Genomic DNA, 13,658 nt, shown 5'->3' with positions numbered 1-13,658 from the left:
CCACCGACACGGGTAAGGCATACGGGTGCCGCAGCGGTGGAACTCCGTTGTCCCCAGCCCGGTACGCTGGTTGGGTGGAAGAATGGCCGGGGAACCACCCGTATCTGCTCGGCACCTAAGACAGAGGATATTATGACTGACAGCAATCCGCAGCAGCCCACACCCTACGGCCAGGAGTCCGCGAAGTCCGATCAGCCAACTCCGGCCTTCGGTCAGTTTGCTCCGCCCCCCTACCAGCAAGCGGCCCCGCCTGCCTACGGCGCCCAGCCGCCGGCTCCCTACGGCCAGCAGCCACAACAAAGCTACCAGGGCGCCACCGTGCAGGATCCGGGCAAAACGCTCGGCATCATCGGCCTGGTCTTGGCCTTCCTGATCAGCATCGCCGGCCTCGTCGTCAGCATCATTGCGCTTCAGAAGTCCAAGGCCGCGGGTTTCAAGAATACCCCGGCCAAGGTAGGAATCTTTGTCAGCATCATTGTCTCGGTGCTGTGGATCGCCGGAATCATCATCGTCGCGATTGCGCTGGTGAACCTGACCAACGAACTTCAAGATGCCTGCGGCAACGGGCAGCCCACCTTCGTATTCAACGGTGTGCAGCAGGCCTGCCCCGCTGTGAAGCAATAGGCCCTGGAACTGATCAGGGACCGAAAGGAGCCGCCGCTGCATCCGCAGCGACGGCTCTTTTCAACTTCGGACACGTGGACACGTACCCCGCTACGGCAGCGGGAAGTGGTCCAAGGGCGGAGTCCATTCCATAGCGGCTGTCCAGCGTGATACTGCCGGGAAGGCAACGTCCCTGAACCACGGTTCCTTCGCTACGGCATAGCCGCCGGTTCCCAGATCAGCACTGTGCTGTGCTGCTGCACCTCGTTTGATGCTCAGATACTCGGCACAGGCCGCGGGCTCTGCCCGCAGCCAATCACGAAAGGCCAGCGCGAAAAGTGCGCCGGCGGATCCCTCCACTCTGACATGGACATTCGCCGCGCGCCCCGGGTCTGCAGAAGCATGCAACCGCTTTTGCCACTGCGCCAGATCAAGGAACGGGGCATGCGGGGTATCGTGCAAGACCCCGGGCAGCCGCGGAAAGCCGGCAGCAGCCAGAGCCGGAGCCAACCGGTCCGCCGCTGCCAGCGAACGGACCCGGACCTGCAGATCCAGGACATCCTTCGCGGGAAGGCCGGGCACCGCGGTGGAACCAATGTGGTCCACGGCCAGCACCTCCCCCGGGGCGGCCGCGGCAATCCGTGCGGAGAGTCTGGCCGCTTGGGTTTGCCATAGCGGATTCGGCGGTACCAATACTGCCGGTCCGGCCCGTCCCGCTACCCTGCCGTGCCTTAGGTTGTCCACGAAGGGCAGCAGCCGTTGCTCCCACAATCGATCCATCTGGCGAAGCGTCCCTTCGACGGTCCCGCTGTTATCGATGACGGCGTCGGCCGCGGCCAGCCGGTCCCCGCGCGGGGCCTGCGCAGCAATCCGCGCCGCAGCATCCGCTTCGTTGAGCCCGCGGTGCGCCACGATGCGCGCAATCTGCAGTTCCACCGGCGCATCCACCACCAGCACCAGGTGGAATGAGCTGCCCTGGCCCGTCTCCACCAGCAAGGGAATGTCCTGCACCACGACCGCATTATCGTCGTCCGCAGCGGCGGCCTGCACTAATTCTGCGGCACGGGCGCGGACCAGCGGATGGATGATGGCGTTCAAGGCATCGCGCTCTGAGGAATCGGCAAAAATCAGCGCTCCCAGCGCTGCCCGGTAGAGCGCACCGTCTGGCCCAAGAACCCCTGGACCAAACCGCTGCACCACCGCCGCCAGACCCTTGCTGCCCGGCGCCACCACCGCTCGGGCCAGCTCATCCGCATCGATCAGGACTGCACCAAGACTTTGCAGATACCGTGCCGACAGTGACTTTCCGCTGGCAATCCCGCCGGTCAGGCCTATTTTGAGCATACCTACACACTAAGCTGATCCGGTGAGCCTTCCCGCCAGTGCGCAGCCGTTCGACGGTACGGGCGCAGTGGCGGAATACACTGTTCCCGTCGCGGGCAGGGAATTCCGGCATGAACTCGAAATCAAACGCTCCCGCTTCATCACTGTGCTACGCCGCGTCGGGACCGAAGAAGCGGCCGCTGACGTGCTGGGCTCCGTGCGCAGGGAATTCCGCGACGCCCGCCACCATTGTTCGGCGCTGATATTGGGTCCGGACCGGAACATTCAGCGCGCTCACGACGACGGCGAGCCGTCCGGAACTGCCGGCGCGCCGATGCTTGAGGTGCTGCGCAGGCATGCAGCCCGCAGGACGGGCGCCAGCGGCGCCGCCGCTGACCTCAGTGACGTGTGTGCCGTCGTCGTCAGGTATTTTGGCGGGGTGTTGCTCGGCGCCGGCGGCCTGGTCCGGGCGTACTCATCGTCCGTTTCCCTGGCGCTGGACGCCGCCGTTCTGGTACGCCGACAACGGCTACGTCTGTTCACCGTGACCGTCATCCACGCCGAAGCAGGCCGGCTGGAGCATGGGCTACGCGCGGCTGGAATGACGCTTCGCGGGAGCAATTACGGTCCCGCGGGTGTCCAGCTGGAAGTGGCTCTGAAAGACACACCAGAAGCCATCGCCGCCGCCCGGCAACTCGTCGCGGCGTTGTCTGCTGGCACGGCAGAGCCGACCTTCGGCACCACAACATGGGTAGACGTCAGCTGAATCGATGCCGCCATGCGTTCCCGCGAACTCCTGAACCGGGTAGACCCCATCCGGCATGCAAAGAGGACCCCCGCCCGCGGGCGGAGGTCCTCTCAGTGCAAGTGCAGCGCTGCCGGGTCCCTACGTGGCGACGGAGTCGACACGGAAGGGCCAGCGGTGCACGCTAGTTGCCGGTGAGCTTTTCGCGCAGAGCCGCGAGTGCCTCATCGGAGGCCAGCGTGCCGGCACCCGAATCGGTAGCTACCGGCTCCGAGGAGTAGCTGGACGAGGACGAGCCGGAATCGCTTTCGCTGGTGGTCATGGCAGCTGCGACATCGTCGGCGGCGTGCTGGACAACCTGCTTCTTGTGCGCTTCCCAGCGGGCCTGGGCATCAGCGTACTGCTGCTCCCACACGGCGCGCTGCGTCTCGTAGCCCTCCAGCCACTCGTTGGACTCCGGGTCGAAGCCCTCCGGGTACTTGTAGTTGCCCTCTTCGTCGTACTCGGCCGCCATGCCGTACAGTGCCGGGTCGAACTCGGTGCTGTCGGCGTCGACGCCGTCGTTGGCCTGCTTGAGTGAGAGCGAAATCCGACGACGCTCCAGGTCGATGTCGATGACCTTGACGAACAGCTCGTCGCCCACGGAGACAACCTGCTCGGCCAGCTCCACGTGGCGCACGGCCAGCTCGGAGATGTGCACCAGGCCCTCGATGCCGTCTTCAACGCGGACAAACGCGCCGAACGGAACAAGCTTGGTGACCTTACCGGGGACAACCTGACCCAGAGCGTGCGTCCGGGCGAAGGTCTGCCACGGATCTTCCTGCGTAGCCTTGAGCGAGAGCGAAACACGCTCGCGGTCCAGATCCACTTCGAGCACCTCGACAGTGACTTCCTGGCCGACTTCGACGACCTCGGACGGGTGGTCGATGTGCTTCCAGGACAGTTCCGAAACGTGTACCAGACCGTCTACGCCGCCCAGGTCCACGAAGGCACCGAAGTTGACGATGGAGGAAACGACGCCGGGACGGACCTGACCCTTTTCCAGCTTGTTGAGGAACGTGGAACGAACCTCGGACTGGGTCTGCTCGAGCCAGGCACGGCGGGACAGGACCACATTGTTGCGGTTCTTGTCCAGCTCGATGATTTTGGCTTCGATCTTCTGACCAATGTACGGAGCCAAGTCGCGGACGCGGCGCATCTCGACCAGGGAAGCGGGCAGGAAGCCGCGCAGGCCGATGTCGAGGATAAGTCCACCCTTGACAACCTCGATAACGGTACCGGTAACGACGCCGTCTTCTTCCTTGACCTTCTCGATGTCTCCCCAGGCGCGCTCGTACTGCGCGCGCTTCTTGGAGAGGATCAGGCGTCCTTCTTTGTCTTCCTTGGTCAGAACCAGGGCTTCGACGAGATCGCCAACGGAAACAACGTCTCCGGGATCAACATCGTGCTTGATGGACAGTTCGCGGGAAGGAATGACGCCTTCGGTCTTGTAACCGATGTCGAGCAGGACTTCGTCGCGGTCAACCTTGACGACGGTACCTTCAACAAGATCTCCGTCGTTGAAGTACTTGATGGTGGCGTCAACAGCTGCGAGGAAGTCCTCAGCCGAACCGATGTCGTTAATGGCGACAACGGGGGTGCTGGTCTTCTCGGGGGTCGTGATGGTCATGTAGTAGGGGCTCCGTTGTGGATAGTAAATTGAGCCAGACTCACGCGGCGACGCTTCGGCGGCGCCTGATGACTCCGGATTATGGATTGTGCAGTGACATGGTGTGTGCAGTCAAACACTGACTGCACAAGGCAATTCGCGCATTACGCGCCTTTTGAGTCTAGTCACTTCGCCAATCGATCGCAAAAAACGGACGACCGCGTCAGGTCACGCCCGGTCTAGAAGTCTGTCAGGGAGTGCGCGGGTACGGGTGCCGCAAATACGGCGTCGACGGCGGCGGCCCCGCCGGTGCGCAGCTCGCGGACCGTACCGGCCGCCAGCAGCGTCTGTGCGCCGACTCCGGCCAGATACAGTTGCGCCAGCTCCGCCGCGCCCAACTCCAGGTCCGCCGGTTCACTCGCGGCCAGCTGGGTGACGGTTCCGACGCCGTCGAGCGTGTGCAGCCGGAAAACACCGCCGGCGAAACCCAGTGCGTCCGTCACCCTAAACGTCACGGTGCCGTCCAGCCAGTAGTGCCGGGCCTGCAGAGCCGCCACCGTGTCAAGGATCCGAAGCCACAGATGATCCTCCACCTCCTTGACCTGGTACCGGCGCTTGTCCGCCAGCGCCCAGGGCAGCGGATCGGCCAATGGAACGCCCTCCCTGCGGATCCGCTGCACCAGGTCCACGGACCCCAGGAAGTGCCACAGGGCCAGGTGGGCGTCGCTGTCGGTAGCCAACAGATCTATCACCTTCAGGGTGGGCGGCGTTTCACTCTCTTGCACCCGGTAGGAAACATAGCCCTGGCACGTTCCGTCCGCGGCGTAATACAACGCCGCCCGCACGGTCCTGTCCCGGCCGGGTTTGCCGAAATTCCAGTAGCCGGACACCCGGTGGCGGTAGGAGTCCTGCCGGCCGATCGATCCGAAGGTGCGGGCGTGGACACGGTCAAAAAGGCCGGGCTCCAGCCCCCGCAATTCGCCCGGCTCCGCGATCTCTACAAATCCGCGGCCCAGCCGGGCAGCCTTGAGCGCAAAACCGTGGCCGCTGTCCACCTCGATGGTGGCGGCGTGCGTGGCCGCGCCAAATCCGAAGCGACCATAAATGGTGGCCTCTGACGCCGTCAACGCGGCGATCGCCAGCCCATCGGCTTTGGCACGGCGAAGGTCTTCGGTGATCATGGCACGCAACAGTCCACGCCGCCGGTGTGTGGGCCGGACCGTCACAGCGCTGATCAAATGCGCCGGCAGCAGCTTGCCTGCTCCTACATTGAGGGTCTTGCGGTAGCTCGCATAGGTGGCCACCGGGTAGGCGGCGTCCCAGGCTCCGTGCGGCGCTGACGCCGCATAAGCGCCGGTGTGGACCCGCCCGTCTTTTTCCTCGGAAATCAGGGATTTTTCGATGTCCGAGTCTTCCGGTGCGCTGCCATGAAAGCCAAAGTCGACGGCTTCCTCCCATTTCCTCGACGCCGGATCGGCACCGCCGGCGGCAAACTTTGCCGGGAAGCTGCGGATCTCGTAGGGAAAGTCGTCGGTGGGTTCCACAATGATCGTCACAGTTTCCCAGCGTAGATCAGTCTGATCCTCTCCCGCCAGCAGGGATAATTCACTTCGTGGACAATTCAACTCTGCTGAACACCGGGCCGGCGAGCTGGGTTCTGCTGGCCCTGTTGTTGGCTCTCGCCGCAACGGTGTGGCGTGCCGCACTGGAGCGCCGCGCCTCGGAAGTGATCATTGCCGGTCTGCGGGCACTCGTTCAACTCGCCGTCGTGGCGCTGCTGATTTCCCGGCTGGCCGGGCATCCCGGGCTCGCCCTGGCGTTTGTGGCGCTGATGTTTGCAGTGTCGGTCTGGACGTCCGGGCACCGCGTTGCGCCAACGGGGCGGTGGTGGCTCGCCGGCATCCCGATAGCCGCAGGTGTGCTGCCTACGGCGGCCCTTATGTTTGTCAGCTCGGTCCTGCCGTGGAACGCGCTGGCCGTCATAGCAGTTCTGGGCCAGCAGATTGGCGGCGCGATGGCCAGCACAACACTTGCGGGGCGCCGGGTGGAAGCTGAGCTGATCACGCGCCGGGGTGAGGTGGAAGCCGGCGTGGCCCTGGGTTTCCTCTGGTCTGAGGCCCGGTCAATGGTGGCCAAGCCGGTGGCCGGCGAGGCCGTACTGCCCAGCATCGACCAGACGCGGACCTCGGGCCTGGTTACGCTGCCGGGTGCCTTCGTCGGTCTTATTCTGGGCGGGGCCAGCCCCCTCGACGCTGGCCTGATTCAGCTGCTGGTGCTCATTTCCTTGTTGCTGGTGAACACCTCGGCGGCCTGGGTCACCATGCTGCTGAGCAACCACGGCGCGTGGCGGCATGCTGCTGCCGGGCGTTAGTGCCCGGCCTCATGCCAGCTCGCCCCGACGCCGATCTGGACATCCAGCGGCACGGAAAGTTCTGCCGCCTGGCCCATCTGGGCCACCACCAGCTCCTCTACCGCCTCGCGCTCGCCCGGCGCGACCTCCAGCACCAACTCATCGTGAACCTGCAGCAGCATACGGGAGGACAGCCGTTGTGCCCGCAGCGCAGCATCAACGCCCAGCATGGCTTTCTTGATGATGTCCGCAGCCGAGCCCTGAATGGGCGCATTAAGCGCGGCCCGTTCCGCCATTTCCCGCAGCTGCCGGTGATCGCTGGAGAGATCCGGCAGGTAACGGCGACGGCCCTCGATGGTGGCAGTAAACCCGTCGCTCCTGGCCTGCTCGACCACGCCGCGAAGGTAATCCCGTACGGCACCGAAGCGGTCGAAGTAGTCCTTCATGAGCGTGCGCGCCTCGTCCACCGAAATACTCAGCTGCTTGGATAGCCCGAACGAACTCAGCCCGTAGACCAGACCATAGGACATCGCCTTGACCTTCGAACGCATAGCGCTGGTGACGTCCTCGGTGGCGACGTGGAAGACGTGCGAGCCCACGAACCGGTGCAGGTCCTCACCCTCACGGAACGCTTGAATCAAACTTTGGTCTCCCGAGAGATGGGCCATGATCCGCATTTCAATCTGCGAATAATCCGCCGTCAGCAGCGTTTCGTATCCATCCCCCACAACGAATACCTCGCGGATGCGGCGGCCTTCTTCACTTCTGATCGGAATGTTCTGCAGATTCGGATTTGTGGAGGACAGCCGCCCGGTTGCGGCCACATTCTGCGCGTACGTGGTGTGGACGCGGCCGTCCTCGGCGGTTGCCTTGTTCAGGCCCTCCACCGTTTGCCGCAGTTTCGACGCGTCACGGTATGCCTGGAGCTGGAGCAGGAAGGGATGCCCGGTCTTCACTGCCAAATCCGCCAAGGCATCGGCATCCGTGGAGAACCCCGTCTTGATCTTTTTTGTTTTCGGCATGCCCAGCTCATCGAACAGCACGGTCTGCAGCTGCTTCGGCGAGCCAAGATTAACCTCGTGGCCAATCGCCTCGAAGGCAGCGGCCTGAGCGGCGCTGATGGTGGCGCTGAAGTCGGCCAGCAGCCGGTCCAGCTTCGGGGACGATACCGCTATTCCGGTCATCTCCATTCCGGCCAGCACCTTCGCCAGCGGAAGCTCAAGTTCGCCCAGGAGCTTGTTGGCCCCGCGCTCCAGCAGCTGGCCGACAAAGTGCTCGCTAAGCTGAAGCGTCACGTACGCCTTCAGCACGGCATCCGCCGCCGTCGTATCCTCCAGCCCCAGCTCCAGCTGGCCGCCGGCATCGGCAGCCGACGCGCCCACCGTGATTTTCAGATGGACTTCACTCAGGTCGGCCAGATCGTAGCTGCGCCGGTCCGGCTGGATCAGGTAGGCGGAGAGTGCAGTGTCATCGACAACGCCGGCAAGTTCGTGTCCTCGTGCGGACAGCGCCTTGTACGCGGACTTGAAATCATGAACGGCCTTGGGTGCGTCCCGGCTCCCCAGCCACTGGCCAAGAGTGGCATCAGCGGCGGCGTCCAGGTCGGCTAACCCGACGTAGGCCGCCGAACTGTTGGTGCAAAACGCCAGGCCGACGACGTCAGGCCCGACGGCGCTAAGCCCCGCAGCTGCGCTCTCACTGACCAAGGCCAGCCCGACGGTGGATTCGTTTGTCGCGGTGAACCACGCGGTCAGCTCGGCGGCTCTGCGCAGTGTGCTGTGCACCGGAGGCGTGTGGCCATCGTTCTCGACGACTTCCGCCTCGTCCTCGAAAAGATCAAAGAGCCGTTTACGCAAAGTGTTGAACTGCAACGCATCAAAGAGCTCCTCGATGTCGCCGCGGTCCGGACGCTGCAGCACCATCGCCTCCAGCTGCACCGGCAACTGAAGATCGCGCAGCAGGTGGTTCAACCGGCGGTTACGCTTGACGCTTTCCTCATGTTCACGCAGCGCAGCACCGACTTTGCCGCCGATGGACCCGATGTTCGCCAGAATGCCGTCCAGGCCGCCGTACAGGTTTATCCACTTGGCCGCCGTCTTCGGCCCGACGCCGGGTACGCCCGGCAGATTGTCCGCACTCTCCCCCACCAGTGCTGCAAGATCGGAATACCTGTCCGGCCGGACAAAATACTTTGCCTCGACGGCTGCGGCGTCCATCGGCGGGATGTCGGAAATACCTTTTTTCGGATAGAGCACGGAGACCTTGTCCGTGATGAGCTGGAACGCGTCCCGGTCCCCCGAGACGACCAGAACATCCCACGCGGCAGCCTCTCCCTGTGCCGCCAAGGTGGCAATGATATCATCCGCCTCATAGCCATCCAGGGAGATGGTGGGAATCCGCATGGCGTCCATCACCTTGATGATGAGGTCGACCTGGCCGTGGAATTCCTGCGGCGTCTTGGAACGGCCGGCTTTGTATTCGGTGTACTCGACCGACCGGAAGGTGGGCGTGTCCAGATCAAAGGCGACGACCACGTGCGTCGGTTTGTGCTGGCGGATCATGGTCAGCAGCATTGAGGTGAATCCATAGACGGCGTTGGTATGCTGGCCGGTGTCCGTCGAGAAGTTCTCGGGTGGAAGGGCATAAAACGCCCGGAAGGCCATGGAATGGCCGTCAATGACCAGCAGACGGCCCGGATCTGAACCGGCAGGAATGGCCACCGGTGCCACGTCGGATACTGCAGGCAGTGCGGTTGCTTCAGGGGCCGTTTTGGTAGTTTCGCTCACAGGTGCCAGCCTAGTCATCATGACCGACAAACTCACACCGAACCCATTTACCGCGGTCCTGCGGGCGGCCGGCGTCCCGGAGGACATGCACGAATGGCTCAGCGGCTATGGGATCGGCGCGCTGGTGGAGAAAATGGGCATCCGCTTCCAACAAATCAGCGCGCAGCTTTCGGTGGCCACAATGCCGGTCGAAGGGAACACTCAGGTGGCCGGTATTCTGCACGGCGGCGCACATCTGGTGCTGGCAGAAACGCTGGGCTCTTTTTCCGCCGGGGTGCACGCCGGCGCCGGCGGTCAGGCGCTGGGTATAGAAATCGGCGCCACGCACCACCGGGGTATTGCGACCGGACTGGTCACCGGCACGTGCACGGCACTCCATTTGGGGCGCACGCTGGCCACCCACGAGATCGTCATACGGGACGAAGCCGGCCGACGCCTTTCCACCGCACGGATCACCAATATGATCAGGCAAAAACCGGACGCTGCTGCCACGTCCCGCTAGCCCATTCGCCCGCAGCCGTCGGGCTTTGCCCCCCACCCGCGGCCGTTAGCAGGCCAGTTTGGCTAATGCAGTCCGGGCACCGTCAGGCCGGAAAACCAAAGAACTGCAAAATCGGTCCGGATAGTGCCGGCACGACGAGGGCGACCCCGAGCAGTACCGCCGCGATGCAAACGACGAAGCAAAGATACGCCGCTGCTCGTGCCACCTTGGTGCTGGGCACCTGACCGTCCACGCTCACCGCGTAGAGCCGTACGCCTGTTGCGTACACGCCAACCACGAACACGGCTGAAATCAGCGTGGTCACGGCCACGACGAGAAAAGCTCCCCAATTGATCATGGTGTACCTTCCTGCTTGGCGGCGGATTGATCGGGCTGCGGCGCCTTCGGAACTTTCGGCGTCACCCGCGCCGGTGCCACGTTCCCGGTCGCATACGCACCGTCTGCGGCTCTTGCGGCACGCTCTGCCGCTTCTTGTGCCGCGACCTTGGCCGCCGCTTTCTCCACTGCCTTGGCAGCGGCCTTTTCCGCCGCCCGTTCGGCGAGACGGGCCTTGGCCGCAAGCCTGTCGCGCTCTTTCTTACTCGGGATGTGGACCGTCTCGCCGACGGCGTCGACGTCGCTGATGGCGTTCGCATGGTCCACGCGGCCACGCTGGGACCGAAAGAAGATAAAGAGAATAGCGCCAAGTCCGACGACGGCGTCAATCAGCACCCCGGTCGTCCCCAGGCTCGCAATAAGCGCGGCCAGCGCACCCACAATGGCCGCAGCCGGAAGGGTAAAAAGCCAGCCCAGTGCAATCTTCCCGATGGCCCCCCACCGCACGGTGGAACCCGTCCGTCCGAGACCGGAACCGATCACTGACCCCGAAGCCACATGGGTGGTGGACAGCGCAAAGCCGAGGTGCGATGAGGCCAGAATGGCTGCGGCGGTACTGGTTTCCGCGGCAAAGCCCTGGGCCGGCTTAACGTCTGTCAGACCGCTGCCGAGAGTGCGGATGATCCGCCAGCCTCCCGTGTAGGTTCCCAAAGCGATGGCCAGAGCGCAGGCGCCGACCACCCAGAGCTCCGGACCCGATCCCACCTTTTGCATGTTCGCGGAAATCAGCACAAGGGTAATGACGCCCATGGTCTTCTGCGCATCGTTGGTGCCGTGTGCCAGCGCCACCAACGAGGAGGAGAAGACCTGGGCATAGCGGAATCCGCCGCGCTTTTGCACCAGCTTGTCCCCGGAGTCCGGGTCCGTCCGTCGAGTAATGCCGTAAGCGAGCCGGGTACATAGATACGCAACACCCCCGGCAATCAGCGGGGCCACTACGGCGGGCAGGATGATCTTGGAAAGCAGCACGCTGAGGTCCACCGCGTGCAAGCCGATCCCCACGACGGCTGCACCGATGAGGCCGCCAAAGAGGGCATGCGAGGAACTGGAAGGCAATCCGAACAGCCAAGTGACAAGGTTCCACAACACCGCCCCCATCAGGCCGGCAAAAATCAGCACAGGCGTTATGTGCACTCCTTCGCTGCCCTCCCGGATTAGACCGCCGGATATGGTCTTGGCCACCTCGGTGGAGAGGAAGGCGCCGATCAGGTTGAGCACCGCTGCCAGCGCCACTGCCGTTTTCGGTTTAATGGCTCCGGTGGCGATGGGCGTGGCCATGGCATTGGCCGTGTCGTGAAACCCGTTCGTAAAATCGAAAAAGAGAGCCAGCGCTATGACAAGCACGACCATGAAGGTGAGATCCACCCGTGATCCAATCTGAGAGGTCAACTGCGGACTGTCAAACTGTCTGGATGTCCTTACCCGCGGATCGTGCCGGCCGGGATTTCACCAAACAGTAATGATCTTATGTCGCGGGCAGCTTCGCACCAAAGGCGCCCCTTTCCGCGCTGCGCCCCGGTCCGCAGGATTACGCCTGAAGATCATCCGGATCCGGGATCTCTGCTCCGAAACGACCCAACCCTGAGCCGCCGAAGTTTGCCTCGTCGTCACTGCCATCGGCTTCATCTCCCGTGGGAGTTTCACCAAAGTCAATGTCTGCGGATGCCTCACCGATTGTCGGTTCGTCGGATGGGATCTGCTCTTCGCCTGATTCATAACGGGCTTCATCCGTCTGATCCTGAAGATACTGCTCGGAACTAAAGTAATCCGCCGACAGGGTATCGCCTTGGATCAGCGGATCGTCGCGCCAGCGATCAGGGTTGTTTTCGGCTGCGCCGGGATAATCATCCGGGCCGCGCCCGCTGAGCGGATCGAGGCCGTTCGCCCCGGGCGTTGACGGATCATCGTCCGCTGCCGGGTCTGCTGTTCCGGGACCAGCGGCATCCGGCATGTCAGAGGTATCGCTGAATATGTTCAGTCCCATTTCGTGAACCTGTCCGTCGGGAATGTTATCTTCGCTCATACTTCAACCTTTCCGATGGCTGCTGCTGTTTCCTTTCAGCCACCCTACTCAGCCCCGTCCGGGCTGGCTACAGCGCATCCTCCTAAAGCGAGATCTCTTCGCCGGTCGCCAGTGTCAGGACGGCCTCTTCGACCAGATCATTGGCCTGAACTTCTTTTGCCACCCGGCGAAGCGCAAGAGCGACGCTGCTCTCCGGACAGTTGCCCGCCATGTCCACAGCGGCCACCAGGTACAGCCGGTTAGGGCCCACAAACTCAAGGTGAATATAGGTGACGCGCTCTATGTCCTCATGCTCCAGCATCATCCGGAGGGCGGATCGCTCAAGCTCGGGAGTAACAGCCTGCCCAACCAGGAAGCGGCGGTTCCTGTCGATGAGGACGACGGCGACGACGGCCAGCAGGAGGCCAACCAGGATCGACCCCAGCGCGTCTGGGACCGGCGATCCAGTCACTTGGTGCAGGAAGATCCCCGCGGAAGCCATGGCTATGCCAACCAAGGCAGCCAAATCCTCGGCAAACACGGCCCGCAAGGTGGGATCGGAGCCGAGCACAACGTCCTCGAGAAGGCCCCGCTGGTGCCGCGCCGCGAGCTTCCTGGCCTGGCGCAGGGCCTGTAGAAAGGAGGTACCCTCCAGCACAAACGAAACCGCCAGGACGAGATAGGCAATCAGGAAATCCGAGGCCGGTTCCGGTGCGAAAAGCTGCTGGACCCCGTGCATGATGGACACGACGGCACCGGCGGTGAAGAGCCCGCACGCAGCGAGCATCGACCAGAAGTACGCCTCACGGCTTTAGCCATAGGGGTGGGCCCGGTCGCCCTTCTTTTTTGATCTCTTGGGGTCGCCACAGAAAACGGAATAAATCGTACAATAAAACGTTCGGAACGGCGTTCCGCATATGCTCGACGCTTGACGACTGCAGCTACACCAGCCGAGATAGGCCTCAAATAGTGTCCCGTATAGCGCCCGCGGCCCCTTCACCGGACTTATCACCGAACGCCCCATACGGACACTTCATGAGCCAGCATTTACAAAGCAGCAGGTCAACGGATGACGTGTTCGGTGGAGGACCCGCTTGCGGGCACTTGCGAGGTGGTGGCCCTGCCAAGCATTGTGGACGCGACCTTGCATGCCAGGAGCTCCCTACTTCAAGGCGTCAGTTCATTTGCGTGGGTGCATTTCGTAGAGGCGGGTAGGCTGTGAACCGCTGAAGGATTCGGGACGGGCGGCTTTCGCGGCCGCCCGGTTGACGTAGACGTCGAAGTGGGCGTTGCCGAAAGAACTGGAGACCGCACGCCATTCGCT

At 63.3% G+C, this 13,658-nt stretch carries 11 protein-coding genes and 1 pseudogene; 4 read left to right on the top strand and 8 right to left on the bottom strand.

Annotated elements, in window-relative coordinates; all coding sequences use genetic code 11:
• Window positions 1–132: 132 nt before the first annotated feature.
• The gene (locus tag OS914_RS10060) at window positions 133–624 is read left to right on the top strand and encodes a DUF4190 domain-containing protein (RefSeq protein ID WP_267545924.1); all 492 of its coding nucleotides are present in this window, start codon (window positions 133–135) and stop codon (window positions 622–624) included.
• A 90-nt stretch (window positions 625–714) separates the two neighbouring features.
• On the opposite strand, the gene coaE is transcribed toward OS914_RS10060, so the two are convergent.
• Window positions 715–1,947 (bottom strand): dephospho-CoA kinase, encoded by a 1,233-nt coding sequence (gene coaE / locus OS914_RS10055; RefSeq protein ID WP_267545923.1) that lies wholly within the window; start codon window positions 1,945–1,947, stop codon window positions 715–717.
• A gap of 22 nt (window positions 1,948–1,969) precedes the next feature.
• Between coaE and OS914_RS10050 the strand changes: the two genes are divergently transcribed.
• Window positions 1,970–2,692 (top strand): IMPACT family protein, encoded by a 723-nt coding sequence (locus tag OS914_RS10050; protein ID WP_420713924.1) that lies wholly within the window; start codon window positions 1,970–1,972, stop codon window positions 2,690–2,692.
• A gap of 163 nt (window positions 2,693–2,855) precedes the next feature.
• On the opposite strand, the gene rpsA is transcribed toward OS914_RS10050, so the two are convergent.
• Together rpsA and OS914_RS10040 are read right to left on the bottom strand one after the other, a co-directional pair.
• Window positions 2,856–4,340 (bottom strand): 30S ribosomal protein S1, encoded by a 1,485-nt coding sequence (gene rpsA / locus OS914_RS10045; protein WP_267545922.1) that lies wholly within the window; start codon window positions 4,338–4,340, stop codon window positions 2,856–2,858.
• A 218-nt stretch (window positions 4,341–4,558) separates the two neighbouring features.
• Complete coding sequence (locus tag OS914_RS10040) at window positions 4,559–5,875, bottom strand: GNAT family N-acetyltransferase (protein WP_267545921.1); 1,317 nt, start codon at window positions 5,873–5,875, stop codon at window positions 4,559–4,561.
• A 56-nt stretch (window positions 5,876–5,931) separates the two neighbouring features.
• On the opposite strand from OS914_RS10040, the gene OS914_RS10035 reads away from it, so the two are divergent.
• Window positions 5,932–6,690, top strand: coding sequence for an ABC transporter permease (locus OS914_RS10035; RefSeq protein ID WP_267545920.1), 759 nt, complete (start codon window positions 5,932–5,934; stop codon window positions 6,688–6,690).
• On the opposite strand, the gene polA is transcribed toward OS914_RS10035, so the two are convergent.
• Window positions 6,687–9,476: a DNA polymerase I gene (gene polA, locus OS914_RS10030; RefSeq protein ID WP_267545919.1), complete on the bottom strand. Its 2,790-nt coding sequence runs from the start codon at window positions 9,474–9,476 to the stop codon at window positions 6,687–6,689. The genes OS914_RS10035 and polA overlap by 4 nt on opposite strands.
• Here polA and OS914_RS10025 point away from each other — a divergent pair.
• The gene (locus OS914_RS10025; protein WP_267545918.1) at window positions 9,475–9,957 is read left to right on the top strand and encodes a hotdog fold thioesterase; all 483 of its coding nucleotides are present in this window, start codon (window positions 9,475–9,477) and stop codon (window positions 9,955–9,957) included. The two genes, polA and OS914_RS10025, sit on opposite strands and share 2 nt — an antisense overlap.
• An 82-nt stretch (window positions 9,958–10,039) precedes the next feature.
• Here the strand turns inward: OS914_RS10025 and OS914_RS10020 are convergent, their stop codons facing one another.
• From OS914_RS10020 to OS914_RS10005, 4 genes and pseudogenes are all read right to left on the bottom strand, one after another.
• Entirely contained in the window at window positions 10,040–10,294 is a 255-nt protein-coding gene (locus tag OS914_RS10020) for a hypothetical protein (protein ID WP_267545917.1), read from the bottom strand.
• Window positions 10,291–11,697: an inorganic phosphate transporter gene (locus tag OS914_RS10015; RefSeq protein WP_267545967.1), complete on the bottom strand. Its 1,407-nt coding sequence runs from the start codon at window positions 11,695–11,697 to the stop codon at window positions 10,291–10,293. Before OS914_RS10015 ends, OS914_RS10020 begins: the two co-directional genes overlap by 4 nt.
• Window positions 11,698–11,860: 163 nt before the next feature.
• Window positions 11,861–12,355, bottom strand: coding sequence for a hypothetical protein (locus OS914_RS10010; RefSeq protein ID WP_267545916.1), 495 nt, complete (start codon window positions 12,353–12,355; stop codon window positions 11,861–11,863).
• An 82-nt stretch (window positions 12,356–12,437) separates the two neighbouring features.
• Window positions 12,438–13,130: pseudogene (locus tag OS914_RS10005) on the bottom strand (cation diffusion facilitator family transporter); the annotation flags it as partial.
• Between the last annotated feature and the right edge of the window lie 528 nt (window positions 13,131–13,658).

It is taken from the genome of Arthrobacter endolithicus, assembly GCF_026627425.1.
Classification (GTDB): domain Bacteria; phylum Actinomycetota; class Actinomycetes; order Actinomycetales; family Micrococcaceae; genus Arthrobacter_M.
Note: the sequence above shows the minus strand (reverse complement) of the source record. Positions and strands in the feature narration are given on the sequence as shown.

Coding starts and splice junctions, on each gene's coding strand:
- OS914_RS10060 (WP_267545924.1), top strand. CDS start 133: ATGACTGACAGCAATCCGCAGCAGCCCACACCCTACGGCCAGGAGTCC.
- coaE (WP_267545923.1), bottom strand. CDS start 1,947: ATGCTCAAAATAGGCCTGACCGGCGGGATTGCCAGCGGAAAGTCACTG.
- rpsA (WP_267545922.1), bottom strand. CDS start 4,340: ATGACCATCACGACCCCCGAGAAGACCAGCACCCCCGTTGTCGCCATT.
- OS914_RS10025 (WP_267545918.1), top strand. CDS start 9,475: ATGACCGACAAACTCACACCGAACCCATTTACCGCGGTCCTGCGGGCG.
- polA (WP_267545919.1), bottom strand. CDS start 9,476: ATGATGACTAGGCTGGCACCTGTGAGCGAAACTACCAAAACGGCCCCT.
- OS914_RS10020 (WP_267545917.1), bottom strand. CDS start 10,294: ATGATCAATTGGGGAGCTTTTCTCGTCGTGGCCGTGACCACGCTGATT.
- OS914_RS10010 (WP_267545916.1), bottom strand. CDS start 12,355: ATGAGCGAAGATAACATTCCCGACGGACAGGTTCACGAAATGGGACTG.